Origin of the sequence: Cupriavidus sp. H19C3 (assembly GCF_049393815.1) — a bacterium.
Classification (GTDB): Bacteria; Pseudomonadota; Gammaproteobacteria; order Burkholderiales; family Burkholderiaceae; genus Cupriavidus.
Window position 1 is genome coordinate 2043474 of record NZ_CP184986.1, and the last position, 26671, is coordinate 2070144.

Below are 26671 nucleotides of genomic sequence, written 5' to 3' on the forward strand. Positions count from 1 at the left end.
GCCATGGCAACAGTAGTGGTCATCGACGACGAGACCATGAACGCCGATGCCCTGGCGTTCATGCTCGCGGCCGAAGGGCTCACCGTCAGAACGGCGGCCGACGGCGCGGCCGGCCTGAGCCTGATCGGAGAGGTTATGCCGGATGTCGTCATCACCGATTTCATGATGCCCGTCATGACCGGGCTGGAACTCGCGCGCGCGCTGCGGGCCGACCCCGCGCTGGCGCATATTCCGCTGATCCTGCTGACGGCGGCGCAAGCCGAGATCGGGCGCCGCCATCCCGATCTGTTCGATGTGGTCTTTGAAAAGCCGTGCTGGCCAAAGGAGATCGTCGCGGCCGTGCGGCGGCTGATCGAGCGGCAGAAAGGTGCCTGACCGCGTGCGTACCGCCCTTTAGGGGCGCTCTGTGGCCCTCTGTGGCCCTTGCCCTTTAGCGGCCCGTCAGCCGTCTTTAGCTGTCCTGCAGACAGGCCACCAGCAGCTTGCCGGTCCCCTCGATATGGCTGCGCAGGAGCCGGCATGCGGCCTCGACCTCGTGCCGGCGGCAGAGCGCCAGCAATTCCCAGTGTTCCTGCTGCGATCGACCCATATGGGAGGTCGCTTCCCACGTATAGCGCAGATACCGCTCGAAGCTGAGCCGCAACGTCTCCACCAGCGCGATGGTGCGGGCGCGGCCGGAGGCCGCATACAGCGAGCGATGAAAACGCGCGTTGAGCTGGATCAGTTGACCCACTTCGGTGGCCTTGTCCAGCTCGTTCAGCCACGCCTCGGCCTGCGCGAGGTGCTGCGCCGACATCTGCGGAATGGCCCAGGCGAGCGCCTGCCCTTCCACCAGCACGCGCAGCGCCGTGATCTCTTCCGCCTCCTGCGCCGACATCTGCGCCACGCTGACACCGCGTCGGGGCTCGGAGATCAGGAAGCATTCGCTGATCAGGTCCTTGAAGGCCTCGCGCGCAACCGTCTGACTGACCCCGAAGCGCGTGGCCACGGCATCCTGCTTGAGCCGTTCGCCGGGCTTGAGCTGCCCCTGGATGATTTCGTCGCGCAAGGCATCGGCCAGTACGCCTGCGGCCGAGCGGTCCGGCATCTCCAGCGTCATGCCCGCATTGCGATGTGCTGCCTGATTCATTTTTTCTCCTGACTGACGAGCAGTGTAGCGCAAAATCTCTTCTTTACCGATTATCGATAATCGATTATCGTTAGTCGCATGTCCAACCCGCCCACGAGGCAACCAGCATGACCCTCCGACTTTCCGACTTCGACGCCATCACCTTTGACGTCTACGGCACCTTGATCGACTGGGAGCCGTCCATCGCCGACTTTCTGCGCCGCTGGGCGGCCTCGCACGGTATCGGGGCGGATGCCGAAACCCTGGTGATGGCCTTCGACGGAGCCCGCGCGCGTATCCAGAAGGAACGCCCCGCCCACCTCTATCCCGATGTGCTGAACAAATGCTTCGATGCCATCTGCGCGGACTTCGGCGTGCCCGTGGATCCGGACCTGCGCCGCCAGTTCTCGGCCAGCCCTCATACGTGGCCGGCCTTTGCCGACAGCCACGATGGCCTGGTGCGTCTGCAGCAGTCGGCACGCATCGGTGCGCTCAGCAATATCGACGTGGCCTCGCTCAATACCTCGTGCCGCATCCTCGATTTCCGGTTCGACGTAGTGGTGACCGCCCAGCGCGTCGGCGCGTACAAGCCGGACTGGCCGCACTTCGATACCGGCATTGGCGAACTCTCGCGCCTGGGGGTGCCGCGCGAACGCATCCTGCACGTCGGTCAGAGCCTGCGCGCGGATATCACACCGGCCAACAAGCTCGGGCTGCGCTGCGCCTGGATCAACCGGCCGGGCCGCCTGCTCGGCCTGTCCGGCGAAGGTGCCGCGGAAGCGCGCCCCGACCTCACGGTGTCGAGCCTTGCCGAACTCGTCGCGGTACTGACGGGCCAGGCCGAAGTCGCCACCACCCACTAAGCCCCGTCACAGGAGTCCACTGCCATGAAGACGCTCCGCCTGTTCGCGCGCACCCTGCCCAGTTGCGCGCTGGTCTCCCTCGCCCTGCTCGCCGGCTTGCATGTGCGCGCCGCCAGCGCGCAAAGCTCCGACACGGTGCTCGATCGCATCAAGTCCAGGGGCTCGATCACGCTCGGCTATCGCGAGACTTCAATCCCGTTCTCGTACCTGAACGACGACAAGAAGCCGGTCGGCTACGCCATCGACCTGTGCATGAAGGTGGTCGCCGACGTAAGGCAACGGCTCAGGCAGCCGGGGCTCAAAGTCGACTTCATCGCGGTGAATCCGCAAAACCGCATTGCGCTGGTGGCCAACGGCACGGTCGATATCGAATGCGGCTCGACCGTCAACACCCTGGGCCGGCAGGCACAGGTGGATTTCAGCGCGCCGCATTTCATCTCCACCACGCGCCTGCTGGTGCGCAAGAACGCCGGCATCCGGGAAGTGGAGGACCTCAACGGCAAGGTGGTGGCATTGCCCATCAACACCACGCCCGAGCGGCTGGTCAAGGGGCTGATCGAGGCGAAGAAGCTGCAGGTGCGCGTGGTGCCGGTGCGCGACAACGCCGAAGGCTTTCTCGCGCTGTCCACGGGACGTGCCGATGCCTTTTCCACCGACGACATCCTGCTCTACGGCCTGCGCAAGAGCGCGCCCAATCCGGCCGACTTCGAGGTGGTGGGCCGCCCGCTCTCGTTCGATCCGTATGGGCTCATGATCCAGAAGAACAGCACGGTCTTCCTGAGCCTGGTCAACGCGACCATCGCGCGCGCGGTGCGCGATGGCGAGCTGAAGGCCTCCTACGACAAGTGGTTCACGCCGCTGCAGGTGCCGATGTCCACCGACCTCGCGGCGGCGTTCAAGCTGGCCGGGTTGCCGGACTGAGCCGCGCGGAGGCCCCATCATGAACTACGCGTGGAACTGGTCCGTGCTGGTCGCGGATCCCTATCTGGAATGGCTGCTCGGCGGCCTGCGCACGACGCTCGTCATTTCGCTGGCGGCGTGGGGCATCGCCCTGGGACTGGGCACCTTGATCGGCGTCGCGGGCTCGCTGCCCGGACGCATCCGGCTCCTGATGCCGATCTATGTGGCGGGCTTCCGCAACGTCCCATTGCTGCTGCAGCTGTTTCTGTGGTTCTTTGTCCTGCCGGAAATGCTGCCCGCCGCCGCCGGGCACTGGCTCAAGCGCGATCTGCCCAATCCGGAGTTGTGGACCGCGATCGTGGCGCTGGGCCTGTTCACGGCGGCGCGGGTCGCGGTACAGGTGCGCGCCGGCATTCGCGCCATCGCGCGCGGCCAGCGCATGGCGGCACTGGCCGCGGGCATGACGCTGGCGCAGGCCTACCGGCATGTATTGCTGCCACAGGCCATCCGCACGGTGCTGCCGCCGCTTACCTCGGAATTCCTCACCGTGTTCAAGAACTCGGCGCTGGCGTTGACCATCGGCGTGTATGAACTCACGGCGCAGAGCCGGCAGATCGAGAGCTTCACCTTCAACGGCTTCGAGGCCTTTACCGCGGCCACCGTCGTGTACCTGCTGATGGCACTGGCCGTGACCGCCGGCATGCGCACGCTGGAGCGGCGCCTCGTGATACCCGGCATGCGGAGCGCCTGACCATGAGCAATGCTTTCGACGTCTCCGTGATCGCACGTACGTGGCCGTTTCTGCTCGACGGTATCGGCATCAGCCTGCTGCTCACGCTGGTAGCCATGGTCGCCGGGCTGGTGCTGGGGTTGCTGCTGGCGCTCGCGCGGCTCTCCGGCACGCCCTGGCTGGCGCGTCCCGCGGCGTTCTACGTCAACGGCTTTCGCGCGGTGCCGCTGATCCTGGTCATCTTCTGGTTCTACTTCCTGGTGCCGCTGGTGGTGGGGCGTCCGGTCGGGGCCATGCCGTCCGCACTGATCGCGCTCTCGCTGTTCGAGGCCGCGTACTACGCGGAGATCCTGCGTGCCGGGCTGCAAAGCGTACGGCCCGGCCAGTGGCAGGCGGCAGCGGCGTCCGGCCTGCGGCCCGCGCAGACGCTGCGCTTCGTGGTGCTGCCGCAGGCATTGCGCAACATGCTGCCACTGCTGATTACGCAGGCCGTCGTCCTGTTCCAGGACACCTCGCTGGTCTACGTGATTTCGCTGCGCGACTTCATGACCTCGGCCGGCATCGTCGCCACCCGCGAGAACCGGCTGGTCGAGATGTACGTGTTTGCCGCTCTCGTCTACTTCACGCTTTGCCTGTCATTTTCCGCGCTCGCGCATCTTGCCGAACGCCGCTGGAGTCATGCATGAACATGGAACACGCCGCCGGCTTGCGGCCTGCGCCGCCTGCCGGCATTGCCGCGCCGCCCTCCCCCACCGACCACTCCATGATCGAGGTGCGCCAGCTACGCAAGGCCTTTGGCGACACGCCCATACTCAAGGGTTGTTGCCTCACCATCGAGCGCGGCGAGGTTGCGGTGATATGCGGGCCGTCGGGCTCGGGCAAGAGCACGCTGATCAAATGCTTCAACGGACTCGAGCCGTTCCAGGGCGGCACCATCCGCGTGGATGGCGTCGACCTTGGCCACCCGCGCGCCGACCTGCACCGGCTGCGGGCGCGCGTCGGCATGGTGTTCCAGCATTTCGAGCTGTATCCCCACCTGAGCGTGCTCGAGAACCTGTGCCTGGCGCCGATGCGCGTGCTCGGCCGGCCTCGCGCCGAAGCCGAGGTCCGTGCCCGTGCCCTGCTCGACCGGGTGGGCTTGCCGACCAAGCTCGATGCGTATCCCGGGCAGTTGTCCGGTGGCCAGCAGCAGCGCATTGCGATCGCGCGTGCGCTGGCGATGGACCCTGCCGTCATGCTGTTCGACGAACCCACGTCCGCGCTCGACCCCGAGATGATCGGAGAAGTGCTTGCCGTCATGCTGGAGCTCGCACAGGACGGCATGACCATGGCGGTGGTCACGCACGAGATGGGTTTTGCACGCCGCGCGGCCAGCCACATGATCTTCATGGACCACGGCGAGGTGATCGAGGACACCTCCACCGAGGCATTCTTCTCCGCGCCCGCCACGGCCCGCGCACGCGACTTCCTTTCCCGACTGATGGCCCACTGAGTCCCATGCGTATCGCTTCCACCCACTCCGTCATGCATCACGCCACACTCGGTCCGATGCGCGTGCCCGGCTACGCCGATGTCCGTCATGCCGCGGCCGCCATTGCGCCCCACCTCGTGCGCACGCCGCTGCTGCGCTCCGCCACGCTGGACGGGATAGCGCGCGCGCGGGTATGGCTCAAGGCCGAATGCCTGCAGGTTACGGGATCGTTCAAGGCGCGCGGTGCGCTCAATGCCTTGCTGGCCATGGATGCCGCCCAGCGCAAGCGCGGCGTGGTGGCCTATTCCACCGGCAATCACGGCCAGGCCATTGCATGGGCCGCACGGCAACTGGGCATGCCGGCCACCATCGTGATGCCGGCCGATGCGCCGCGTAACAAGGTGGCGCGCGCACAGGCGCACGGCGCGCGCGTGGTGCATTACGACCGCCACACCGAGAGTCGCGAGGCCATCGGCATGCGTCTGCTGGAGGAGACCGGCGGCACGTTGGTGCCTCCGGGGGACCATCCGGACGTGATTGCCGCGCAAGGCACGGTCGCGCTCGAAGCGCTCGACGATCTGCCCGCCGATGCGCGGCGCCAGCTTGGCACCTTCGCCGCGCCGTGCGGCGGTGGCGGATTGCTGGCGGGCTGCGCGCTGGTGCTCGACGGCCTCCGGCTCGACACGCATCTGGTGGCGGCCGAGCCGCGCGGCTTCGACGATACCGCCCGCTCCCTGCGCAGCGGCCGGCGCGAATGCAACGCGCCGGGCGCGTCATCGCTATGCGATGCGCTGCTGGCCGTCACGCCGGCCGAGCTGCCGTATGCGATCAACCGCGAACGGCTCGACGCCGCCGCGGTGGTATCCGACGCGGACGTCGCCAGCGCCGTGCGCTTCGCCCTCGAGGAACTGCGGGTGCTGGTCGAACCGGGCGGCGCCGTGGCACTGGCGGCGCTGCTGGCAGGGCGGCTGCAGCTTGGCGGGCGCGATGCCGTGATCGTGCTGTCCGGCGGCAATGTCGATCTGCCCCTGCTCTCCACCCTGCTCCCACCCTCATCCTCGACACCACTATGAACTCGATCTTCCATCTGGCTTTCAACGTCACCGACCTGAATCGCGCGCGTCATTTCTACGGCACCGTGCTCGGCTGCAAGGAGGGCCGCAGCACCGACAGCTGGGTCGACTTCGACTTCTTCGGCCACCAGATCTCGCTGCATCTGGGCACGCCCTTCGCCACCGCGGCCACCGGCCACGTCGGTAACCAGCTGGTCCCGATGCCGCATTTCGGCGTGATCCTCCAGCTCGACGCATGGCGCGCCATGGCCGCGCGCCTGCGCGAGGCGGGCACCGGCTTCGTGCTGGCGCCGCAGGTGCGCTTCGAGGGCGAGCCCGGCGAGCAGTGGACGATGTTCTTCCTCGACCCGTTCGGCAACCCCATCGAGGTAAAGGGCTTCCGCGATTTGCACGCGGTCTATGCGGTGTGACCGCAACGAAATGGTTCAGGCTGCTGTGCGGCGTATCCCGAGAGGAGAAGATCCCCCTGTGTTATAGTGGCAACCTTCCCGCATCGGGAACGATGGCGAAGCGAAAGAATTCATAGAGAAAAATCGCTTTGCCGTCACGGCAACGACGCGTCTGCCGCACTTTGTTTGCAGCGCTTGGTTTGCGGCGCTTGGTTTGCGGCGCTTGGTTTGCGGCGCTTGGTTTGCGGCACCTTTGCTTGCCGCACCGTCGGTTGCCCCCTTTTCCGCCGATGTAACCCATCGATGTGTTCATCGATATCTGGCGGCTCCTTCCCAATCCCGGCTTGAACAGCGCATGTGGTCCTGGCTACCCCATGTACGCGACACGCGTTCGCCCTGCTCGTTCGCCGATGACATCCATCGAGACACTATGCACACACTCACCCAGAAACTGCCCCGTTCCCCGTACACCGTTGCGGTCTATCCGATCCAGCAGGAGCCCGGCGTCTGGTTCCCGACCTATCTGATCCGCCGCTACGTTGCCGGCATGGAGCGGGTCGTCGCCAACGTCACCATGCGGGCCGCCACGTTCGCGACCGAACGCGAGGCGATCCGCGCCGGCAGGGCAGCCGGCTCGGATGCGATCGAACAACTGGCGGCGGCTTGCTGACCGGTTTTCCCGCACGCACCGCGAGACCTCAGCGTGCGTCTTTGGGCCGGTCCCCCTTTGGCCAGTCCTTTGCCCGCGCCGCAAACTCCGGTCTCGGTTGCTGCGTAAAGTACGCCGCAACGTTGACGGCATCCTGCGCCGAGAGCGTACCGCCCTGCCCCAGCGGCATGTTGTGCTTGACGAAGGCGGCGGCCGTGTACAGGCGTGCCATGCCGGCGCCAACGTTGAACGAATCCTTGCCCCACACGGGCGGGAATACATAGCCGCCTTGCGGATTGCGCGTGCCCTGGCCCTCGGCGCCATGGCAGGACGCGCATTGCGCCGCATAGACAGCCTTGCCGCGGACAGGGTCCGGCGTGAGCGAGGTGTCGATCTTCTCGAACCCTCGGCCGACCACATTGGTGCCCACCGGAACGCCGGTGGACAGCCACTTCATGTAGGCCATGATGGCATTCATCTCCGCCGAGTCGAATGCCAGCGGCTTGCCGTTCATCGAGCGCTGGAAGCAGTCGTTGACGCGCTCCTGCAGCGAAATGATCTTGCCGCTGCGCGACCGGTATTCCGGAAAGGCACCGGCCAGGCCGATCCATGGCGACGCATAGGCCGCGGTGCCGGCATTCAGGTGGCAGCTCGTGCAGTTGAGACCGTTGCCGACATTGGCGGGCAACTGCTTGTGGGTATCGGTGAGCAGCACCTTGCCGCGGCGGATCGCATCCCCCAGCGGCCCTTTGGGCACCGACGCCTCGTCGGGCACCGGCATCGGCACGGACTGTGGCTGCGACCACGCCGGTGCGGTCACGATGGCAAGCGTGCCGAGCATGGCTGACAGGCCAGCCTTCTGGCCATGACGTCTGAAGGCATTCACGGGGCGTCTCCTCCTGGAGGTTCGTCGGATTGTTGTGAAAGGTGCCAGGGTGCGCGTGCCTGTCTCAGGCCGCCATCGCCACCTTGGCCAGCATGCCGATGGCGATCAGCCCGGCGACCACGGCAAAACCCTGCTGCAGCCTGGCGCCGCTCAACCGGCTCGCGACCAGCCGGCCGCCCAGCATGGCCAGCATGGCGCCTGCGGCGAATGGCACGCCGACCTGCCAGTTCATGCGTCCGGCCATCGCGGTCGAGACGACACCCGACGCCGACACCAGCGTAATGACCGCCAGCGATGTCGCCACGATCGTGTGCAGCGGTGCGTTGGTCGCGCGCTTCAGCGCAGGGACGATGACAAAGCCGCCGCCGACGCCAAGCAGGCCGGACAGAAAGCCGGCACCCACGCCGGACAGCGCCAGTGCACGCGTGCACGAGGCAGTCCAGACAAAGCGTCCCGAACGATTGTCGAGCTGGCAGGGTTGGGCGGCCAGGCCGGCGGCGGCGGGCGGGGTTGCCGCGGGTTGTTGCGGCTGGTTGGCAGCTGCCTGCGTGAACATGCGCCATGCCACGAAGGCCAGCACGGCGGCAAACAGCAGCGTCAGCGGTCCGTTCGGCAGACGATGCGCGAACCACAGGCCGATCGGCGAGAACACCGTGCCCGACACCGCCATCAGCAGCGCGGCGCGGTAGCGCACGATGCCGGCGCGCAGCCCGAGCAAGGCGCCCACCGCGGCGGACAAACCCACCGCCAGCAAGGCAATCGGCGCAGCGGCCGCCACGCTCAGGTGCAGCACAAAGAGCAGCAGCGGCACGGCGAGAATGGCCCCACCTGCGCCGGTCAGCGCGAGGATCAAGCCCACTACGGCACCCAGTGCCGCGCTGATCGCAACTATGTTTTCCATCGATTCAAGGTGAAGGCCGGTCCGGGTCAGGCGTCAAGGCGCCATGCGTGGCGCATGGCGAACCAGGCCGACGGCGCCCCCGGCACGTGTCGTTCGGCATGGTTCATCGCAATGCCGGAACAAGTTCCGTGCCAATCCCTTCGCAAAATGGAAAGCCGAGATGGATCAATGACTTGCGTCGCGGCCGACGGCTGAAGCGCAAACTGCGACGACTGCCAGACAGGTGTCACGCTGCCCGGCCTGGCAGTCAGTGGCAGAGGATGGCAGCGCTCTGGCGGCGCCGGCCGCGCGGGGCATCGGAGGCGTTGCGGGATGCGTTGCGGCGAACGTCGCGGCACGCGCGCGCCCCTCCGACGCCTCTCCAGCGCCCCACCCGCGCGCGCGGATCAGCCGAGGCCCAGCTCCTTGAGCCGGCGGTACAACGTGCGCTCACTCATGCCGAGCGATTGCGCCAACTCGCGCCGCGTGCCCCGGAACGCGAGCACGCGTTCGCGCAGCGCCGCGTCGTCGGTCTCGCGAACGGCCGGCACCAGTCGCGGCGCAATGGGCACCGGCGCCGTCTCGCCCAGGCCGCGCGGCAGGTCCTTCGCGCGAATGACCCCGTCATCGGCATACAGACGCGCACGGTCCAGCACGTTGCGCAGTTCGCGGATATTGCCGGGCCAGCGGTAAGCCCGCATGCGCGCCAGCGCCTCCGCGCTGAGGTGGAGCTGGTCGGACGGGCCACCACCGCCGCGTTGCAGAATCGATTCGGCCAGCAGCGGCAGGTCGTCGAGGCGTTCGCGCAGTGCCGGCAGATGGATCGGAAAGGCCGCAATGCGGAAATACAGGTCTTGCCGGAACAGTCCCTGCGCCACCATCTGCTCGAGGGGCTTGTGCGTGGCTGCCACCAGCCGGAAGTCGGCGCGCCGCGTCTCCACGCTGCCCACGCGCCGGTAGGTGCCCGACTCGATCAGCCGCAACAGCTTGACCTGCATCGACAGTGGCACATCGCCCATCTCGTCGAGAAACAGCGTGCCGCCGTCGGCGGTTTCCACGAGGCCCGGCTTGCGTGTGTTCGCCCCCGTGAAGGCGCCCTTCTCGTAGCCGAACAGCTCGCTTTCGAACAGCGACTCGGTCAGGCCCGAGCAGTCCACCACCACGAACGGTCCGCTCGCGCGCGCGCTGGCCTCGTGCACCGCGCGCGCAAACATCTCCTTGCCCGTTCCGGATTCGCCCAGCAGCAGCACCGGCAGCGACGATGGTGCCACGCGCTGCACGGCCTCCAGCGCCGTATTGAACGCCTCGGACCGGCCGACCAGCCCTTCCGCGCTGGCCCGCGCCGAGGCACTGCGCACGGTACTGAGCCGCTCGACATACGCCACCACCTGCTGGGCCTCGTCCAGGATGGGGCGCAGTTCCACGTTCACATGTTCGGGCCCGCGCGGCGTGTGATGGATATGCAGGACGCGGTCCGGACCGCGCGTCTCGAACGCCTTGCGCATCGGGCAGTGCTCGCCGGCCTGGTCGCACGGCACCTCGTAGCCATGGGATATGCGATAGCAATGCTGGCCGATATAAGGCCGCTGCGCCGTACCGAACTGCCGCTGGTACGCGGTATTGGCGGCCAGGATGCGGTAGTCGGTATCGAGCACGATCATCGGCTGGCTTTCCTGCTCCAGATACGAGAGCAGCGCCTGGAGGGTGGCTTGGCGGTTCATGGCGGTGCGGGGGGGCGAGCGGAGCAGTGAGGGGCGAGGGGCGAGGGGCGAGGGGCGAGGGGCGAGGGGCGAAGGGCGACGGACGAGGGGCGGAAAGGTGGGGCGGCGCCGGGCGGCAGGTCATTCTGCCAAATTCTGCCAACACTGCCAAGTGGCAGCGACTGACGGCACCCGGCCACGGGCGCAAGTCCATGACGATCAGAAAATCGTTGCAAAATCAACGCGTTACAAGGCCCGCCAGGCTGGCACGAGTCTTGAGTCACGAACGCCGACATGGGCCTGTCAGATTTTTAGTGTGCCGAGGCCATGAGACGATAACGGAAATAACGTCCTATGACCGATGCAACCGTGACCAAGAAGAGCAAGAACCCGAAGGCGCCGAAGCTGTTCCCCGATGAGCTGATCGATCAACTGCTTGCCCAGGTGCAGAGCAAGGATGCCGAGTCGATCCTGGGCGAATCGGGCTTGGCCGGCCAGCTCAAGAAGCAACTGGCCGAGCGCATGCTCGCGGCCGAGTTGAGCCACCATCTGGAAACCGAGGCCGAGCAAGGCAAGGCGGGCAACCACCGCAACGGCACAAGCCGCAAGACGGTCCTCACGCCCAACGGCGAACTGACGCTGGATATTCCACGCGATCGGCAGGCGACGTTCGAGCCGCAGTTGGTCGGCAAGTATCAACGCCGGCTGCCGGGCTTCGACGACCACGTCATCAGCATGTATGCGCGCGGCATGAGCGTGCGCGAGATTCAGGGCCATCTGCTGGAACTGTACGGGCTGCAGGTGTCGCCCGATCTGATTTCCACGGTCACCGACGAGGTGCTGGCCGACGTCGAGCAATGGCAGCAACGCCCGCTCGAGGCCATGTATCCGATCGTGTACTTTGACGCGCTGCGGCTGAAGATCCGCGACGAAGGCACGGTCAAGAACAAGGCGGTCTATCTGGCGTTGGGCATCCGCGCCGACGGCCGCAAGGAAGTGCTGGGTTTGTGGATCGAGCAAACGGAAGGCGCCAAGTTCTGGCTGAAGGTCTTCAACGAGTTGAAGAACCGCGGCTTGCACGACATCCTGATCGCGGTGGTCGATGGTTTGCGCGGCTTCCCCGAAGCGATCGAGGCGGTCTATCCGGCCGCCCAAATCCAGACCTGCATCGTGCATCTGATCCGCAATTCGCTGAATCTGGCGAGCTGGAAGGACCGCAAGTCGCTGGCTGCCGCGATCAAGCCGATCTATCAGGCCGCCACGGCCGAGGCGGCGGCAGCGGCGCTCGACGCCTTTGCGCAGAGCGAGTGGGGGCGCAAATTCCCTACCGTCGCGGCCATGTGGCAGCGCCAATGGGAACAGGTGATCCCCTTCTTCGCCTATCCGCCCGAGGTGCGTCGAATCGTATATACGACGAACGCCATCGAGAGCATGCACATGCAGTTGCGCAAGATCGTCAAGAACCGCGGCCACTTCCCGAGCGACGAAGCCGCCAGCAAACTGCTGTTTCTGGCCTTGCGCAACATCGAAAAGGATTGGAAGATGCCGCCTATCACCTGGCGGCAAGCAGTCAATCAGTTCGCCATTCTGTTCGGCGAGCGATTCACCGCCGCCATCAGCTGAGATCTTTTAACCGACCTCAGCACACGAAATTCCTGACACGTCCGCCGACATCGATTTCCAGCTCACTGACATTCATGACCCCCGCCCAGCCCGCCCCCTCCCAAATGGAGATCGAAGCGTTCTTCGATCCCGACACCTCCACGCTCAGCTACCTCGTGCTGGACCGCGCCAGCCTGCGCTGCGCGCTGATCGACAGCGTGCTCGACTACGATCCCAAGTCCGGCCGCACACGCACCACCAGCGCGGACCGCCTCATCGCGCGCGTGCGCGAGCTCGACGCGACCGTGCAATGGATTCTCGAGACCCACGTGCATGCCGACCATCTGTCGGCCGCGCCGTACCTCAAGCGCGCGCTCGGCGGGCAGACCGCCATCGGTAGTCACATCACCACGGTGCAGAAGGTGTTCGGCCAACTGTTCAACAGCGATAGCGACTTTGCGCGCGACGGTCGCCAGTTTGACCGCCTGCTGCATGACGGCGATACCTTCCGCATCGGCACGCTGCATGCCCGCGCGATGCACACGCCGGGCCACACGCCGGCCTGCATGACCTATGTGGTTGGCGAACGCGAGGAAAGCGGGGCACACGCGGGCGGTGAGCATGGCGAACACACGGCCGCCTTTGTCGGCGACACGCTGTTCATGCCCGACTACGGCACCGCCCGCTGCGACTTTCCCGGCGGCGACGCGCGTACGCTCTACCGCTCCATCAACAAGGTGCTGAGCCTGCCGCCGGCCACGCGCCTGTACATGTGCCACGACTACCAGCCGGGTGGGCGCGAGCTGCAATACATGACGACCGTCGCCGACGAGCGCGAACGGAATATCCACGTGCGCGACGGCATCAGCGAGGAAGCGTTCGTCACCATGCGCCAGGCGCGCGATGCCACGCTGTCGATGCCCACGCTGATCCTGCCCTCGGTGCAGGTCAACATGCGCGCGGGCGAACTGCCGCCACCGGAAGACAACGGTACGCGCTACCTCAAGATCCCTCTCAACATGCTCTGAGCCACGCGCCCAGAAGGAACACGCCATGCAGCCCCGCGCCCTCACCCATGAACTCTCGGTCAGCCCGCAGATTCTTGCCGACGACGTGCAAACCCTGGCGGACAGCGGCTTTCGCTCGTTGATCTGCAACCGCCCCGATGGCGAAGGTCCCGACCAGCCCGGCTTCCAGGAAATCGAAAGCCGCGCGGCCGCACTCGGCATGCAGGCGCATTACCTGCCGGTGGCATCGGGCAAGGTCGGCGACGACGAAGCACAAGCCTTTGGCCGGTTGCTGGATAGCCTGCCCAAACCGGTACTGGCCTACTGCCGCACCGGAACGCGCTCGGCCACGCTATGGGCGCTGTCGCAAGCCGCGCGCCGGCCGTTGCCGGACATCATCGAGCGGGCATCGACCGCGGGCTACGAACTGGCGGGCGTGGTCCGGCGCATTGCCAATGGCGGACGTACGCCCGTGGACGTGGCCGACGCCAGGCATGCCGTGGTCGTGATCGGTGGCGGCGCAGCGGGTATCGCGGTGGCATCGAGTCTGCTGGCGCGCAAGCCCGGCCTCGACATCGCCATCATCGACCCCGCCGATGTCCACTATTACCAGCCCGGCTGGACCCTGGTGGGCGGCGGGGTATTCGAGCCGGCCCACACGGCGCGCACCATGGCGTCGGTACTGCCGCACGGCGTGGCGTGGATCAAGGCCGCGGTAGCCGCCTTCGAGCCCGAGCACAACGCCGTGATTCTGGACGGCTGCCGCGTGGTGAAGTACGAACAGCTCGTGGTGTGTCCGGGCCTCAAGCTCGACTGGGATGCCATCGAAGGGCTGCCCGAAGCGCTCGGCCGCAACGGCGTCACCTCCAACTATCGCTACGACCTCGCGCCCTACACCTGGCACCTCGTCGAGCAAATGACGCGTAAGGGCGGCGGCAAGGCGCTATTTACGCAGCCGCCCATGCCCATCAAGTGCGCGGGTGCGCCGCAGAAGGCGATGTACCTGTCCGCCGACGCCTGGCGCCGCGCCGGCATGCTCGACGGTGTCGATATCGGCTTCTGCAATGCCGGCAATGTGCTGTTTGGCGTGGCGGACTATGTGCCCGCGCTGATGCAATACGTCGAGCGCTACGGCATCGCGCTGAACTTCGGCGAAACGCTGGTCAAGGTGGACGGTGCCACGCGCACGGCCACTTTCCGCCGCGCCGTCGCGGGCGGCGAGCCACAACTGGTCGAGCGTGAATTCGACATGCTGCACGCCGTGCCGCCGCAGAAGGCACCGGATTTCATTCGTGTGAGCCCGCTTGCCGATGCCGCCGGCTGGATCGATGTCGATCCCGCCACGCTGCGCCACAAGCGCTTCGACAATATCTTCGGGCTCGGCGATGCGGGCAATATGCCCAATGCCAAGACCGCCGCGGCCGCACGCAAGCAGGCGCCGGTGGTTGCGCATAACGTGCTGGCCGCGCGCGGCGAGACCCGTGGCGAAGCGCACTACGATGGCTATGGCTCGTGCCCGCTGACGGTCGAACGCGGCAAGATCGTGCTGGCCGAGTTCACCTACGGCGGCAAGGTCGCGCCGAGCTTTCCGGGCTGGCTGATCGATGGCACCCGGCCCTCCCGGCTGGCCTGGTGGCTCAAGGAGCGTATCCTGCCGCCGCTCTACTGGCAGGGCATGCTCAAGGGGCGCGAATGGCTCGCAACCCCTGAACTGCAGGCGTAGCGCCGGATGCGGCGCGGCATCACGCGCGCGCCGCCGGTGCTACGCATCGTCGTGCACCACGACCATCTTGCCGTTGGCTTCGTTGGCCTCCATCAGGCGATGCGCCTCGCGTACCTCGTCGAAGCGAAACACGCGCGACGGCCTGGCCTGATAGCGTCCCGCCGCAATATCCGCGGCAATCGACTGCAACGGCACGTCCGACACCGGGAACTGCGGCGAGCCAAATACAAAGCTGCCGAAGAAGGTCAGGTAGACGCCGCTGGCCATCTGCAACAACGGATTGAAATCGGCGATCGGGTCGAGGCCGCCAAGCCAGCCGGCCAGGCACACCTTGCCGCCACGACGGACGATGCGCAACGAGTCGAGCACCACGCTGTTGCCCACGAGGTCCAGTACGGCATCGATCTGCCCCGTCTCGGCCAGATGCTCGGATAGCCCGGGCCGGTCCACTTCGCATCGCATCACGCCCAGCGCCTGCAACTTCTCGAACTGCGCTTCCTTCTGCGTGGTGGCAATCACCTTGGCACCCGCATTGACCGCCATATTCACGGCGGCCAGGCCGAACGACGAGCTCGCGCCGCGAATGACAATCGTCTGTCCCTTCTGGAGATCGAGATTGCGGAACAGGCAGGTCCACGCCGTGGCATAGGTAATGGGAATCGCGGCCAGTTCGGCCCACGGCAGGTCGGACTCGATGGCCGCGACGTTGTTGACCGAGGCCAGCGTGTATTCCGCGTAGCTGCCATTGATGGTCCGGCCCAGTCCGCCCATGAACGCGGCAACCTTGGTACCGACCGCGAATTCGCCGCCGGGACACGCTTCGACAATGCCGACGCATTCGATACCGCTGACCGGCGCCGCTTCCGCCCACTCGCCGCGGCGCATGTGCATCTCGGCGTGGTTGATGCCGAAAGCCTTGATCTTGATGAGCACCGTGCCGGCAACGGCTTGCGGCTTGGGGATGTCCCGGTACTCGAGAACGTCGAGCCCGCCGAATCCATTGAGAACGATTGCTTTCATACCGCCTCCTGAGCGACTGTGTCTTGGAGGCTCCATCCTAGTTTTTCTGCGTAACTTGTCAATCTTGCTTTTGACGGTTACTCAATCGCGCCGAGCGCGATCGCGACGGCGACGCTGGAAAGCGCAGCGGTTTTGCTGTATGGCCGCCCGCGCCATGCCAAGAATCCTTCCGGCGGGGCGCAAACCGTTATCCCACCTGACCTGGCGGGCCGCGTACCGGTACCGGCGCGCGGCCGGTCGAGGCGCTGCCTGGGGCTTAGAAGCGTGCGGAAGGGCCTTGGCAGACCTCGCTCGCGTCGCTTTGATGCCGGTTATTGTTGTGCGGATTGAATCAGTGATCTACGGACGGCCGCAACAGCGTGCCGCCATCCGTGGCGTTTCGGGCAGCCGGGCCGGCTACCGGTGCGCGAGCATCAGGTCGAGATTCTGGACCGCGGCACCCGAGGCGCCCTTGCCCAGGTTGTCGAAGACCGCGGCCAGCAGCACCTGGCCATGCTCCGGATTGGCAAACACGCTCAGTTGCATGTCGTTCGTCCCGGTCAACACCTCGGGGTCCAGCAACTTCGCCCCATCCGATGCCGGCCACGGCGAGACCTGTACGTGCGCGGCCCCGGCATAGTGACTGGCCAGGCAAGCGTGGATACGTGCCGCATCCACGCCAGGAGCCAGTGCCCGCAACTGCAAGGGCACTGTCAGCACGATGCCCTGGCGGAACGCGCCGTAGGCGGGCACGAAGAGCGGGCGCTGTCCCAGGCCGGCGTGCTGCTGTATTTCAGGTGTGTGCTTGTGAGCAAGCTCCAGCCCATAGATCTGGAAGGCCGGCGCCTTGACGGCACCTTCCGCCTCGTATTGTTCGACACCCGCGCGTCCGCGTCCGGAATAGCCCGACACCGCATGAATGCTGAGGGGATAGTCATCGGGCAGCAGACCGGCCTGACGCAGGGGGCGCAACAAGCCGATGGCGCCAGTCGGATAGCAGCCGGGATTGGTGACGCGCGGTGCGGCCGCGATCCGCTCGGCCTGTCCCCCGGTCATTTCCGGAAAGCCATACGTCCACCCTGGTTGCGTGCGGTGTGCGGAGCTGGCGTCGATCACGCGGACGGCAGGATTGACGATGGCGGACACGGCTTCGCGCGCAGCGGCGTCGGGCAGGCACAGGATGGCAATATCGCAGGCGTTGATCGCTTCGGCGCGGCGCTGCGGGTCCTTGCGCTCCGCGCCCGCGAGCGTCAGCACGCGCAGGTCGGTCCGGTGCCGCAGGCGCTCGTGGATTTGCAGGCCGGTGGTGCCTTGGTCGCCGTCGATAAAAACGATGGGTGCGCTCATGGGTGGATGACTCCGGGGACGATGGGGGTAACGGGCCGGTCGGCAACGGTCGGCAACGGTCGGCAACGACTGGGCGAACCCCTATCTTCCACACGAAGCTAGAATAGGGAAAGTTGAATTTCCCAACGTTGATGTTCAGATTTCCTGAATCCGGACATCGCCATATCAGGACACCGCCATGCGAGAGATCAGCCTGGACCGCCTGCGTACGCTGGTCGCGATTGCCGACCGTGGCTCGTTTGCCGAGGCCGCACGTGCCCTGCATCTGGCGCCGCCCACCGTGAGCCTGCACATCGCCGATCTCGAAGCGCGCATCGGCGCGCCCCTGCTGTCGCGCAAGCGCGGGCAGGTCCGGCCATCGGCCATCGGTGAAGTGCTGGTAGAGCGTGCGCGTCGCCTGCTGGCCGATGCGGAACAGGCGCTCGACGATATACAACGTCAGGTGCAGGGACTGGAAGGGCGTGCCCGCGTGGGCGCATCGACGGGCGTGATTGCGCACCTGCTGCCGCAAGCGCTGGAATTGCTGCGCCAGCAGCATCCGGCCATCGATGTCCAGGTCGCCATCCTCACCTCGCAGGAAACCCTGTCCCGCCTCGCCGATGGCACGCTCGACGTGGGTCTGATCGCGCTGCCGCAGCCACCCGTTGCCGGACTCGTGATCAAGCCCTGGCGCCGCGACCCGGTGATGGCCTTCGTCCCGGCGCACTGGCGCTGTCCCGCCCGCGTCACGCCCGACTGGCTTGCGGCGCAGCCGCTGATTCTCAACGACACCACCACGCGCCTGTCGCGCGTGACCACCGAGTGGTTCGCGGCGGCCGGCCACCATCCCACGCCCCGCATCCAGCTCAATTACAACGATGCGATCAAGAGCCTGGTGGCGGCGGGTTATGGCGCGGCGCTGCTGCCGCACGAGGCCACCACGCCGCAGCCCGACCACCGCATCGTCATGCGACCGCTACGCCCGGCGCTGTGGCGCCGCCTCGGCATTGCCCATCGCGCTGGATACATGGAGCGCTCCACGCAGCATGTGCTCGACGTGCTGCGGGATTTGCGCTGAAGGCGCACTGGGACGCCCTGTGGCGACCTGTGGCGCCCCGCGCTACCAGATCCGCCGCATGACGTCGTCCCTGACGACAAACTGGTGCCAGAGTGCCCCCACGGCATGCAGGCCGACGAAGATATACACGAAGGTCGCCCCCGATTCGTGGATCTCGCGCGCAAGGTGCGCCAGCGAGCGCGATGGCGTCAACGGCAACGATAACGTCATGCCGAACGCATCGACAGGCTCGCCCGACCACGCCACCGCCAGCACGCCGAGCACCGGCATGGCCAGCATCAGCAGATAGAGCACCGCATGGGTCAACGTGGCAAGCTGTGCGATCCGGCGCGGTCCGGGCAACGAGGCCGGCACCGGCGTCGCCAGCCGGACCAGCAAGCGCAACGACATCAGCGCGAACACGGCAAGACCCGCCGACTGATGAATCCGGAACAGCACGCTCGGCCCCCCGTCGTGCGAGTCATCGAGCTCGATGGCCACCACTGCGATCAATGCGGCCAGGAACACCAGCCAGTGCAAGACGCGCACCGCAACGTTGTATCTGATCTCGTCTTTCATATTGGTTGTCCCTACGGTCAATATTGGTCACAGGTGCGCGGCGCTGCGGCACCGCCACGCGCCAGGTCAGTCATCGAAATCCCACAGGCGGTGAAGGTCCAGACGCAGGCGGCTGTCGGCCTCCAGTGCCTCGACGCGCGCCAGTTGCTCGGCGAGCAGCGCTTCAGCCAGGCCGCGGCGTACCGCGAGCAGTTCGGCCAGACCCGACTCGCCCGCACGATAGGCACGCGTGGCGCGTGCCGACGCGGTCCGCTGCAGGCGCGCTGCTTCGGCCTGCGCCTGCGCCGAGGCACGCCTGCCAATCAGGTTGCGGTATTGCATGTCGAACTCAGCGCCGAGTTTGCGCTCGACCGCCATGCGGGTACGCGCCGCCGCCTCGGCATCGGCCGCCGCAGCCGTCGCGGCCGCGGCGCGATGCGTGCCGCCCAACGGCATCGCAACACTCACGCCGAGGATGCGTTCCGCCCCACCCCGTTCGATGGTGACGAACATGCCGACGGTCGGGTCCGGCTTCCGCTCGAGATCCACGCGCGTCGCCTGCCGCAGCGACTGTGCTTCCTGCGCGAGGGCAAGCCGATACTCGTGACTGTCCTCGATATAGAGGCGGCGCAGCGTCTCGGGCGGATCCGCCAGCGGCGACGGTGGCGCGGCCTCCGCGAGCGAGTCCGGTTCGCCCAGCATCGGATAGCGTCCACGCAGTTCCGCCACGGCGGCCTGCTCGGCGGCGCCGGCGGTCGCCACCGCGGCCCGCGCGCGCGCATGGTCGGCCGCCGCGAGCTCGCCGTCGAGCCGCGCCGCGTCGCCCATCTGAATGCGGCGCGTGGTCATCGCGACAAGTTCGCTGGCGGCGGCGGCGTTCTCTTCCGCGGCGATACGGGCTTGCCGGGTGCGCATCACGGTGAACCACAGCGTCAGGATCTGACGCGTCGATTCGTGCCTGGCGTCCATGACCATCAGCCGACCGGCTTCGGCGGTGGCATCGGCCAGGCGCGCGTCGGCGTCCGCCTTGCCCCATAGCCGCAACGGCCGTTCCACCGCGATCTGCCCTTCCGCATAACGCTCGGATGGCTCGCGCACGCTGCGCCCCTGGCTGACCGCACGTACCACCGTTTCGGCCGTGCCCGCGCGAATGCCGACCGCGCGCGCAAGCGTGGCATCGCGTCTGGCCTCGGCCGCCATCACGTCGGGCGCGCCCGTCACCGCTTGCCGCACCGCCGCATCGTCGGGCAGATACCCACTGGTTGCCGCCGCATGCACGGCAGCGCTCCAGAATGCCAGCGCACCGAAGGCGGCGGCACCGTTCCTGTACAGATTGCGCATCATTGCTGTGCTCCCGTCCGGACCGCGGGCTGCGCCCGCGACACACCAAAGCGCTCGAACAGCAGTGGCAGCAGGAGCAGCGTGAGCGCCGTCGATGAGACCAGGCCACCCGACACCACGATGGCCAGCGGCCGCTGGATCTCCGATCCCGGTCCGCTCGCCAGCAACAACGGGATCATGCCGAGCGCCGTGATGCAGGCGGTCATCAGCACGGGGCGCAACCGGTCGCGCACCCCCGTGCGGACGGCTTGCGCAAGCTCGAGCCCCGACTCCAGCAAGGTGTTGAAGTGGGACACCAGCACCACGCCGTTGAGTACCGCGATGCCGAGCAACGCGATAAACCCCACCGATGCCGGCACCGAGAGATATTCGCCCGACAGCCGCAAGGCGACGATGCCGCCCACCAGCGCGAACGGTATATTGGCGATCACCAGAGCCGCCTGGCGCAATGAGCGAAACGTCAACATCAGCAGGAAGAAGATGGCCGCCAGCGCCATCGGCACCACCAGCGCCAGACGTGCGGCGGCGCGCCGCTGGTTCTCGAACTGCCCGCCCCAGACGATACGGAGGCCCTTGGGCAACGTCTTGAGGTTGGCAACCGCCGCCTGTGCCTCCTGTACGAAGCCGGCAAGATCGCGGCCTTCCACGTTGGCCTGGATCACCGCGAAGCGTGCGCCGTTCTCGTGCTGGATGCGCACCGGACCATCCACGCGCTCCAGACGGGCCAAGGACGTCAGCGGCCATGCCCGGCCATCCGGCGCGGTCACCAGCAGGCCCGCAAAGGTCTCGGGCGCCGCGCGCAGGGCCGCGCCGCCGCGCAGGATCAGCGGGGTCCGCACGATTCCCTCCGGCACCACGCCGATGCGATCCCCCTCGACCAGCGCGCGCAACTGCGCCTGCAGGGCATCCCCGCTGAAGCCGGCCTGTCCCGCGGCGGCGCGATCGATCGACACCTTCAGGTATTGCACGCCGCTATTGGCCGGTGCGATGACGTCGGCAGCGCCGTCGATGCCGCGCACGGTCGAGGCGATCATCTGCGCGGCCGCATCGATGGCGGCAAGATCGCTGCCGAACAGCTTGATGGCAACATCGCCACGCGTGCCGGTCAGCATCTCCGACACCCGCATCTCGATCGGTTGCGTAAAGCCGTAGATCACGCCCGGAAAGCGCCCCATCACCTGGCGGATCGCTTCGGCGATATCAGCCTTGCTGCCGCGCCACTGGTCCTTCGGCTTGAGCACCAGGAAAGTGTCGGTTTCGTTGAGCCCCATCGGATCGAGGCCGAGGTCGTCGGAGCCCGAGCGGGCCACGACGGAACGGATCTCCGGCACCTGCCGGAGCAGCGCCTGCTGAACCCGCTGGTCCAGATCGAGCGAGGCCGCGAGCGATACCGAGGGGGCTTTCTGGAGCTGCACGATCAGGTCGCCTTCGTCCATCGTCGGCATGAAGGTCTTGCCCACGGACAGGTACAGCAAGACGGCACCGGCCAGTGCCGCGATGGCGCCGCCAAACATGGCGCGCGGGTGCGCCGTGCTCCAGCCTTGCACCCGCGCGAACCCTGCCGACACCCGGCGCATCAGCCAGGGCGCCTCGTGCGCATGCGCGCGCAGCAGCAGCGAGGCCAGCGCCGGTACCACCGTAAAGGCAATCACGACGGACGATGCGAGGGCCAGCACGATGGTGAGCGCCACCGGCGCAAACAGCTTGCCCTCGAGTCCTTCGAGTGTGAGCAGCGGCAGGAAGACGATGGCAATGATGGACACGCCGGCCACGATCGGCACGGCCACGCTGGCCACCGCATGCCGGATGGCCGCGCCGCGTAGTGCCGCGTCGGCCTCGCGCGCGGGGGCGGTGGCAAGCGCGGTCTCGATATTCTCGACCACCACCACCGCCGCATCGACGAGCATGCCGAGCGCAATCGCCAGGCCGCCCAGGCTCATCAGGTTGGCCGTGAGTCCCGCATAGCGCATCAACAGGAAGGTCGACAGCATCGACAGCGGCAAGGTGGCGGCCACCACCACCGCGGCGCGCACGCCACCGAGAAACAGGTACAGCGTGATCACCACGAGCACGCTCGCCTCCGCCAGCGCGCGTATCACGGTGTTGGCCGCGCGCGTCACCAGCTCGCCGCGGTTGTAGAAGACCCTGGTGGTCATGCCCGCCGGCAGGGTCGGCGCCAGTTCCGCCAGCCGCGCCTGTACCGCGAGCACCAGCTTGCGCGCATCGGCACCGCGCAGGCCTAGCACCAGGCCCTGTACCGTCTCGCCCTGTCCGTCGTGACTGACGGCGCCGTTGCGCGTCGCTTCGCCGAGCCGTACGGTCGCCACATCGCCCACCGTGACGGCGGGCGTGCCGGCAGGGTCGCGCGCGGCGTCGACGACGATCGCGCGCAGGTCGTCAAGGCCGCGAATACCGCCTTCCACACGCACGACCCAGTGCTCGTCACCGCGATCGATACGGCCCGCGCCATCGTTGCGGTTGTTCGTATCCAGCGCCTGGCGCAACCGGTCCAGCGTCACGCCACGCGCGCGCAGGCGTGCCGGATCGGGGATCACCTCGTAGCTGCGCACCTCGCCGCCGAGCGCATTGACATCGGCAACGCCCGGCACGGTACGCAGCGCGGGCCGGATCACCCAGTCCAGCACGCGGCGCCGCTCGGCCAGCGCATAGCCGTCGCCCTCGATGGTGAACATGAACATTTCGCCGAGCGGCGTGGTGATCGGGGCCAGTCCCCCTTCGGCGGTGGCGGGCAGATCGCGCGCCAGGCCGGCCAGTCGCTCCGACACCTGCTGTCGCGCCCAATACACATCGACGCCATCCTCGAAGTCCACGGTGACGTCGCTGATGCCGTACTTGGAGACCGAACGCACGATGGTCTTGTGCGGTATGCCGAGCAACTCCTGCTCGATCGGCGTGGACACCCGCTGCTCCACTTCCTCCGGCGTCATGCCCGGGACCTTGAACACGAGTTTGACCTGGCTCGGCGAAATATCGGGAAAGGCATCGATCGGCAGGTTGGTGTAGGCCCACAGACCCGCGGCCGCCAGCGCCCCCGCGGCAATCAGCACCAGCATGCGCTGGCGCAGCGAAACATCGATCAGGGAGGACAGCATCACTGATCTCCCGCCAGCAGGCCCTTGAGCGCGCCGATGCCGGCGACGGCCACGCGTGTGCCGGCCGGCAGGTTGGCGCGGATTACCGCGTTGGCCTCGTCCGCGCCCTCCAGCGTCACGGACTGGAAGCGAAAGCCCTTGTCGGTGGCGATGAATACGCCTGGCACGCCGCGCCAGTAGGCCACCGCGGCCGCCGGCACCCGCACCCGTGCGGGCGCGCCCGGCCGCTCGCGGCTGCGCAGCTTCAGCGTGACGCTGACGCTCTCGCCCACGCGCAGGTCACCGCGTCGATCCAGCGACGCCCGCACGCGCGTGCCGGTGGCGCCATCGCCAGCCGGGGCCACGCCCACCACGGTGCCGCTCGCGCCGCGCTGGCCGATATCCACGCGCTCGCCGGCAGACGGTACCGGCAGATCGCGGCCCAGCAGCAGATCCAGTTCGAGTGCGTCGGGGTCGACGATACGGAACAAGGGCGACGCGCCTTCCACGCGCGCGCCCGGCACGGCGTTGACCTCCGAGATCAGGCCGCGATGGCTGGCTACGAGTTGCGCCTCCTCGCCCCCAGCGGAGAAGACCACACCTGCAGACGACATTTCCGCGCGGCGCGCGCGTGCCATGGCCGCGGCTTCCGCGGCGCGTGCCTGTGTGGCCTGCCAGCGGCTGGCGGCGATGATGCCGTCCTCGTAAAGCGACCGGTCGCGTGCGAGCGCCTGCTGCGCAAGCCGGGACTGCGAGTCGGCTTCCGCCAGCGCGCGTCTCGCATCGAACAGTTGCGGACTCAGGAACGTCGCGAGCGGTTGGCCCGGGCGCACGGTCTCGCCGACCGCCACAAGCACCCGTGGCACCATGCCCGCGTAAGGCGCGGCCACCACAGACTGGGCACCTGGCTTGAACACGACGCGCGCGTGCGCGCCCACGTCGACGGTCTCGGCACTGGCGACCACGCTCGTGCGTACGCCCAGCGCGCGCGCCTGTTCGGCGGATAACGCGACCGCACCTGCGCTGGCTTGCGCCACCGCGGGTGCGGCAAAGACAAATGAAAACGGCAGGCAGGTCAGTGCGACCAGCGCACGGACCTTGCAAAGATGTCGGAACGACATGCTGACTCCTACATGCAGGACGGAACACGCGATGCGCGAACGAACGCGTGCGCAGACCCCGGCATCGCGCCGGGGATGGCATCAGCAGAGGGGGGGAGGCGCCTGCGCCGGGGGCGGGTGGCTAAAGCAGAATCGTCGTCGGGGGACAGGCGGGAAATAACGCGGCGCGCGTCGCACCGTGCCGGTCGCCAGCGCGGCCAGTAGCAGCAGCGTGAGGATCCACAGGCCTGGCAGCAGCATCGGAGGCATCAGCATAGCCATGCCCAGGGGGCCAAGCCCCGCTTCGACATCCACTTCAAACGCGTCCCCGCTAGCGGCGGACCCGTCCGGGTGAGCACGGCTGGCTGAGGGAATGAACTGGGAATGCGAATCAGTTTCGGCAGGGAGGCCGGCGTGCACGTGCAGGCCAGTTTGTATCGGAGTCCCGAAATGGCCGTGCAGAAGCGGAGTCAGCAGTTGCGTCAGTACCAGGAGTACCAACACCGCGCCCCGGAGCAGAACACTCGACATTGCACGCGACATGTGCGCATTGTAGCAATAACGTCGGGCGATGTTATGCGGAACCCGCGCACCTTCCGGATGGACGCCTGAGCAGGTAACGCGGCCCGCTCAGGCGTCCCGACTGTCAGTCGAGGTAGGCCGGCGGCCTCGGCAGCTTCTGGTTGTCGACGGGCTCGTGCTGAATGACCAGCGTGGCGCCGGTCTGGCGGATGACCGCTTCCAGTTTCTTCGACGAGGCAATGGTCTCGTCGTGCGAGTAATTCCAGATCGGCACCTGATTGCGCACGCGGTTTTCCGTGAAGTGCCATTGGTCACCCGACAGGATGTATGGCCCCGCGTTCTTGAGCTGGACCAGCAGCGCCATGCTGCCTGGCGTGTGACCCGGTGTCTGGATGGTCTTGAGGGTACCGTCGCCGAACAGGTCGACGTCGCCATCGACAAGCTTCACCCGCTTCAGCGTCGTGCCGTCGATATGCGTCTTGAACAGGTCCGCCTGGATGTAATGCTCCGCCGCCACCCTGGTATCGGCGATGGCCGCAAGCTCGGCACGCTGCAGGATCAGCGTCGCATTGGGAAAATCGTTCACCTGGCCGGCGTGATCGAAATGCGCGTGCGAGACCGCCACGTAGGTAATGTCACCGGGGCTCAGCTTGAGCTCGCGCAACTGTTCCACCACGGTCTTGCGGAGGCTGGTGGTGAACGTCCCCTCGGTGAGCGGTCCCTTGAGGTACTGTTTCGGCAGCCCCGCGTCCCAAAGGATCCAGTCGGCGCCGTGCCTGATCAGATAGCACGACATCACGATATCGTAGTGCTCGCCTTTGTAGAGGCCCCGGTCGGACATCATGGACTTGTCGCCCAGGCGCATCTGGCCGCAGTCGAGCCGGTACATGCGCACGTCCGGGGCGGCGGATGCCGTTTGAGAAAAGATGGCGGACGCGACGGCCAGCGTCAGGGTCGACAGAAATCGGTGCATCACTACTCTCCAGGGGGATGGGTCTTGGCATGCCTGCCGGCTGACAGGTGGCTATCCCAAGCATATGGAGAGCAGCCGCGACGTGTGTGACGTTGTCGCGGGATTTCCGGACACGCGCGGCGAGTGCTCGGCGGCCAGTGGCTTACTTCGGCAACAATCCGCTCGCGCGATAAGTCTCGATCAGCGTATCGAACAGCGCGATATCGCCGCGGCCGCGCGCCATCAGCTGGGCGCCGGAAACCGCCGCGAAGATGGCGCAGGCGCGTCGCTCGGCCTCCTTGGGCCCTCGCACGCCTGCCGCCGCGAGGGTCTTGCGCAGCCAGGCGACGTTGACGTCCGCAAAGGCCTGGACCTCGGTCTTCACGACCTCGGGCAGATCGTCGTACTCGGCCGCCATAAAGCTGGCCATACACATGCGGTTGTCGTTCTCCAGCGAGCGCCGGAAGGTAGCGGGATACCTGCGCAGGCACTCCAGCGGATCCTCGATTTCCTCGGTGATCACTTCAAGCGCCGCGGCAGCGTCCTCCCAATAGCGTTTGGCCACCGCTGCCGCAAGATCCGCCTTGCTCGGGAAATGGTGGTAGAGGCTGGCCGCCTTGATCCCGACTTCCTCCGCCAGCGTACGGACATTGAGGCCACCGTAGCCATGCGCCTGGGCAATCCGGGTGGCGGCGACCAGGATCTTGTCGCCGGAGTTTGCGCCTGCTGTTTTTTTCACTGCA

At 67.0% G+C, this 26671-nt stretch carries 26 protein-coding genes; 13 read left to right on the plus strand and 13 right to left on the minus strand.

The window, feature by feature from the left end:
- The first annotated feature begins 15 nt into the window (after positions 1-15).
- Entirely contained in the window at positions 16-375 is a 360-nt protein-coding gene (locus DFLDMN_RS28640; protein WP_423199123.1) for a response regulator, read from the plus strand.
- 76 nt (positions 376-451) lie between these two features.
- Here DFLDMN_RS28640 and DFLDMN_RS28645 read toward each other — a convergent pair whose 3' ends face one another.
- Entirely contained in the window at positions 452-1129 is a 678-nt protein-coding gene (locus DFLDMN_RS28645) for a GntR family transcriptional regulator (RefSeq protein WP_423199124.1), read from the minus strand.
- A 107-nt stretch (positions 1130-1236) separates the two neighbouring features.
- Here DFLDMN_RS28645 and DFLDMN_RS28650 point away from each other — a divergent pair, with 107 nt between their 5' ends.
- The 7 genes from DFLDMN_RS28650 (at position 1237) to DFLDMN_RS28680 (ending at position 6555) form a co-directional block, all read left to right on the plus strand.
- Positions 1237-1971: an HAD family hydrolase gene (locus DFLDMN_RS28650; RefSeq protein ID WP_423199125.1), complete on the plus strand. Its 735-nt coding sequence runs from the start codon at positions 1237-1239 to the stop codon at positions 1969-1971.
- 24 nt (positions 1972-1995) lie between these two features.
- Positions 1996-2892: an amino acid ABC transporter substrate-binding protein gene (locus DFLDMN_RS28655; protein ID WP_423199126.1), complete on the plus strand. Its 897-nt coding sequence runs from the start codon at positions 1996-1998 to the stop codon at positions 2890-2892.
- Positions 2893-2911: 19 nt separating this feature from the next.
- Positions 2912-3622 carry an amino acid ABC transporter permease gene (locus tag DFLDMN_RS28660; RefSeq protein ID WP_423199127.1) on the plus strand — a complete coding sequence of 237 codons (711 nt, stop codon included), beginning with the start codon at positions 2912-2914 and terminating at the stop codon, positions 3620-3622.
- Between the two features lie 2 nt (positions 3623-3624).
- A complete protein-coding gene (locus DFLDMN_RS28665; protein ID WP_423199128.1) occupies positions 3625-4287 on the plus strand; it encodes an amino acid ABC transporter permease in 663 nt (220 codons plus the stop codon).
- 77 nt (positions 4288-4364) lie between these two features.
- Positions 4365-5093: an amino acid ABC transporter ATP-binding protein gene (locus tag DFLDMN_RS28670; protein WP_423200603.1), complete on the plus strand. Its 729-nt coding sequence runs from the start codon at positions 4365-4367 to the stop codon at positions 5091-5093.
- 5 nt (positions 5094-5098) lie between these two features.
- Positions 5099-6145, plus strand: a complete 1047-nt coding sequence (locus DFLDMN_RS28675) for a threonine ammonia-lyase (protein WP_423199129.1) — start codon at positions 5099-5101, stop codon at positions 6143-6145.
- A complete protein-coding gene (locus DFLDMN_RS28680) occupies positions 6142-6555 on the plus strand; it encodes a VOC family protein (protein ID WP_423199130.1) in 414 nt (137 codons plus the stop codon). Before DFLDMN_RS28675 ends, DFLDMN_RS28680 begins: the two co-directional genes overlap by 4 nt.
- Before the next feature lie 61 nt (positions 6556-6616).
- Here the strand turns inward: DFLDMN_RS28680 and DFLDMN_RS28685 are convergent, their stop codons facing one another.
- A complete protein-coding gene (locus DFLDMN_RS28685; protein ID WP_423199131.1) occupies positions 6617-6847 on the minus strand; it encodes a hypothetical protein in 231 nt (76 codons plus the stop codon).
- Positions 6848-6964: 117 nt separating this feature from the next.
- On the opposite strand from DFLDMN_RS28685, the gene DFLDMN_RS28690 reads away from it, so the two are divergent.
- Positions 6965-7204 (plus strand): isochorismatase, encoded by a 240-nt coding sequence (locus DFLDMN_RS28690; protein WP_423199132.1) that lies wholly within the window; start codon positions 6965-6967, stop codon positions 7202-7204.
- Between the two features lie 28 nt (positions 7205-7232).
- Here the strand turns inward: DFLDMN_RS28690 and DFLDMN_RS28695 are convergent, their stop codons facing one another.
- From DFLDMN_RS28695 to fisR, 3 genes are all read right to left on the minus strand, one after another.
- Complete coding sequence (locus DFLDMN_RS28695) at positions 7233-8069, minus strand: c-type cytochrome (RefSeq protein ID WP_423199133.1); 837 nt, start codon at positions 8067-8069, stop codon at positions 7233-7235.
- A gap of 64 nt (positions 8070-8133) precedes the next feature.
- Complete coding sequence (locus tag DFLDMN_RS28700; protein ID WP_423199134.1) at positions 8134-8970, minus strand: sulfite exporter TauE/SafE family protein; 837 nt, start codon at positions 8968-8970, stop codon at positions 8134-8136.
- Positions 8971-9356: 386 nt separating this feature from the next.
- Entirely contained in the window at positions 9357-10670 is a 1314-nt protein-coding gene (gene fisR, locus DFLDMN_RS28705; protein WP_423199135.1) for a sigma 54-dependent transcription regulator FisR, read from the minus strand.
- 333 nt (positions 10671-11003) lie between these two features.
- On the opposite strand from fisR, the gene DFLDMN_RS28710 reads away from it, so the two are divergent.
- The 3 genes from DFLDMN_RS28710 to DFLDMN_RS28720 all read left to right on the plus strand — a co-directional run bounded on the left by DFLDMN_RS28710 (position 11004) and on the right by DFLDMN_RS28720 (position 14981).
- Complete coding sequence (locus tag DFLDMN_RS28710) at positions 11004-12272, plus strand: IS256 family transposase (RefSeq protein WP_025647994.1); 1269 nt, start codon at positions 11004-11006, stop codon at positions 12270-12272.
- 104 nt (positions 12273-12376) lie between these two features.
- Positions 12377-13279, plus strand: coding sequence for an MBL fold metallo-hydrolase (locus tag DFLDMN_RS28715; RefSeq protein ID WP_423200604.1), 903 nt, complete (start codon positions 12377-12379; stop codon positions 13277-13279).
- Between the two features lie 25 nt (positions 13280-13304).
- Entirely contained in the window at positions 13305-14981 is a 1677-nt protein-coding gene (locus tag DFLDMN_RS28720; protein ID WP_423199136.1) for a TIGR01244 family sulfur transferase, read from the plus strand.
- A 39-nt stretch (positions 14982-15020) separates the two neighbouring features.
- Here the strand turns inward: DFLDMN_RS28720 and DFLDMN_RS28725 are convergent, their stop codons facing one another.
- Positions 15021-16001: a zinc-binding alcohol dehydrogenase family protein gene (locus DFLDMN_RS28725; protein WP_423199137.1), complete on the minus strand. Its 981-nt coding sequence runs from the start codon at positions 15999-16001 to the stop codon at positions 15021-15023.
- A 396-nt stretch (positions 16002-16397) separates the two neighbouring features.
- Positions 16398-17327: an N-acetyl-gamma-glutamyl-phosphate reductase gene (gene argC, locus DFLDMN_RS28730; protein WP_423199138.1), complete on the minus strand. Its 930-nt coding sequence runs from the start codon at positions 17325-17327 to the stop codon at positions 16398-16400.
- 178 nt (positions 17328-17505) lie between these two features.
- Here argC and DFLDMN_RS28735 point away from each other — a divergent pair, with 178 nt between their 5' ends.
- On the plus strand, positions 17506-18384 hold the full coding sequence (locus tag DFLDMN_RS28735; protein ID WP_423199139.1) for a LysR family transcriptional regulator: 879 nt from the start codon (positions 17506-17508) through the stop codon (positions 18382-18384).
- A 42-nt stretch (positions 18385-18426) separates the two neighbouring features.
- On the opposite strand, the gene DFLDMN_RS28740 is transcribed toward DFLDMN_RS28735, so the two are convergent.
- The 6 genes from DFLDMN_RS28740 to DFLDMN_RS28765 all read right to left on the minus strand — a co-directional run bounded on the left by DFLDMN_RS28740 (position 18427) and on the right by DFLDMN_RS28765 (position 26667).
- Positions 18427-18942: a cytochrome b gene (locus DFLDMN_RS28740; protein WP_423199140.1), complete on the minus strand. Its 516-nt coding sequence runs from the start codon at positions 18940-18942 to the stop codon at positions 18427-18429.
- 66 nt (positions 18943-19008) lie between these two features.
- Positions 19009-20265: a TolC family protein gene (locus DFLDMN_RS28745; RefSeq protein ID WP_423199141.1), complete on the minus strand. Its 1257-nt coding sequence runs from the start codon at positions 20263-20265 to the stop codon at positions 19009-19011.
- Entirely contained in the window at positions 20262-23375 is a 3114-nt protein-coding gene (locus tag DFLDMN_RS28750; protein WP_423199142.1) for an efflux RND transporter permease subunit, read from the minus strand. The genes DFLDMN_RS28745 and DFLDMN_RS28750 overlap by 4 nt, the downstream gene beginning before the upstream one ends.
- Positions 23375-24475: an efflux RND transporter periplasmic adaptor subunit gene (locus tag DFLDMN_RS28755; protein WP_423199143.1), complete on the minus strand. Its 1101-nt coding sequence runs from the start codon at positions 24473-24475 to the stop codon at positions 23375-23377. The genes DFLDMN_RS28750 and DFLDMN_RS28755 overlap by 1 nt, the downstream gene beginning before the upstream one ends.
- Positions 24476-25100: 625 nt before the next feature.
- Entirely contained in the window at positions 25101-25949 is an 849-nt protein-coding gene (locus tag DFLDMN_RS28760) for an N-acyl homoserine lactonase family protein (RefSeq protein WP_423199144.1), read from the minus strand.
- A gap of 142 nt (positions 25950-26091) precedes the next feature.
- Positions 26092-26667 (minus strand): TetR/AcrR family transcriptional regulator, encoded by a 576-nt coding sequence (locus DFLDMN_RS28765; protein ID WP_423199145.1) that lies wholly within the window; start codon positions 26665-26667, stop codon positions 26092-26094.
- Positions 26668-26671: the final 4 nt, after the last annotated feature.

What these genes read in the sequence shown, in the direction of transcription:
- DFLDMN_RS28740 (WP_423199140.1), bottom strand. Translation starts at nt 18,942, where the DNA reads ATGAAAGACGAGATCAGATACAACGTTGCGGTGCGCGTCTTGCACTGG.
- DFLDMN_RS28700 (WP_423199134.1), bottom strand. Translation starts at nt 8,970, where the DNA reads ATGGAAAACATAGTTGCGATCAGCGCGGCACTGGGTGCCGTAGTGGGC.
- DFLDMN_RS28665 (WP_423199128.1), top strand. Translation starts at nt 3,625, where the DNA reads ATGAGCAATGCTTTCGACGTCTCCGTGATCGCACGTACGTGGCCGTTT.
- DFLDMN_RS28690 (WP_423199132.1), top strand. Translation starts at nt 6,965, where the DNA reads ATGCACACACTCACCCAGAAACTGCCCCGTTCCCCGTACACCGTTGCG.
- argC (WP_423199138.1), bottom strand. Translation starts at nt 17,327, where the DNA reads ATGAGCGCACCCATCGTTTTTATCGACGGCGACCAAGGCACCACCGGC.
- DFLDMN_RS28655 (WP_423199126.1), top strand. Translation starts at nt 1,996, where the DNA reads ATGAAGACGCTCCGCCTGTTCGCGCGCACCCTGCCCAGTTGCGCGCTG.
- DFLDMN_RS28745 (WP_423199141.1), bottom strand. Translation starts at nt 20,265, where the DNA reads ATGATGCGCAATCTGTACAGGAACGGTGCCGCCGCCTTCGGTGCGCTG.
- DFLDMN_RS28675 (WP_423199129.1), top strand. Translation starts at nt 5,099, where the DNA reads ATGCGTATCGCTTCCACCCACTCCGTCATGCATCACGCCACACTCGGT.
- DFLDMN_RS28720 (WP_423199136.1), top strand. Translation starts at nt 13,305, where the DNA reads ATGCAGCCCCGCGCCCTCACCCATGAACTCTCGGTCAGCCCGCAGATT.
- DFLDMN_RS28760 (WP_423199144.1), bottom strand. Translation starts at nt 25,949, where the DNA reads ATGCACCGATTTCTGTCGACCCTGACGCTGGCCGTCGCGTCCGCCATC.
- DFLDMN_RS28735 (WP_423199139.1), top strand. Translation starts at nt 17,506, where the DNA reads ATGCGAGAGATCAGCCTGGACCGCCTGCGTACGCTGGTCGCGATTGCC.
- DFLDMN_RS28680 (WP_423199130.1), top strand. Translation starts at nt 6,142, where the DNA reads ATGAACTCGATCTTCCATCTGGCTTTCAACGTCACCGACCTGAATCGC.
- DFLDMN_RS28750 (WP_423199142.1), bottom strand. Translation starts at nt 23,375, where the DNA reads ATGCTGTCCTCCCTGATCGATGTTTCGCTGCGCCAGCGCATGCTGGTG.
- DFLDMN_RS28755 (WP_423199143.1), bottom strand. Translation starts at nt 24,475, where the DNA reads ATGTCGTTCCGACATCTTTGCAAGGTCCGTGCGCTGGTCGCACTGACC.
- DFLDMN_RS28650 (WP_423199125.1), top strand. Translation starts at nt 1,237, where the DNA reads ATGACCCTCCGACTTTCCGACTTCGACGCCATCACCTTTGACGTCTAC.
- DFLDMN_RS28645 (WP_423199124.1), bottom strand. Translation starts at nt 1,129, where the DNA reads ATGAATCAGGCAGCACATCGCAATGCGGGCATGACGCTGGAGATGCCG.
- DFLDMN_RS28715 (WP_423200604.1), top strand. Translation starts at nt 12,377, where the DNA reads ATGGAGATCGAAGCGTTCTTCGATCCCGACACCTCCACGCTCAGCTAC.
- DFLDMN_RS28685 (WP_423199131.1), bottom strand. Translation starts at nt 6,847, where the DNA reads ATGAACACATCGATGGGTTACATCGGCGGAAAAGGGGGCAACCGACGG.
- DFLDMN_RS28670 (WP_423200603.1), top strand. Translation starts at nt 4,365, where the DNA reads ATGATCGAGGTGCGCCAGCTACGCAAGGCCTTTGGCGACACGCCCATA.
- fisR (WP_423199135.1), bottom strand. Translation starts at nt 10,670, where the DNA reads ATGAACCGCCAAGCCACCCTCCAGGCGCTGCTCTCGTATCTGGAGCAG.
- DFLDMN_RS28710 (WP_025647994.1), top strand. Translation starts at nt 11,004, where the DNA reads ATGACCGATGCAACCGTGACCAAGAAGAGCAAGAACCCGAAGGCGCCG.
- DFLDMN_RS28725 (WP_423199137.1), bottom strand. Translation starts at nt 16,001, where the DNA reads ATGAAAGCAATCGTTCTCAATGGATTCGGCGGGCTCGACGTTCTCGAG.
- DFLDMN_RS28660 (WP_423199127.1), top strand. Translation starts at nt 2,912, where the DNA reads ATGAACTACGCGTGGAACTGGTCCGTGCTGGTCGCGGATCCCTATCTG.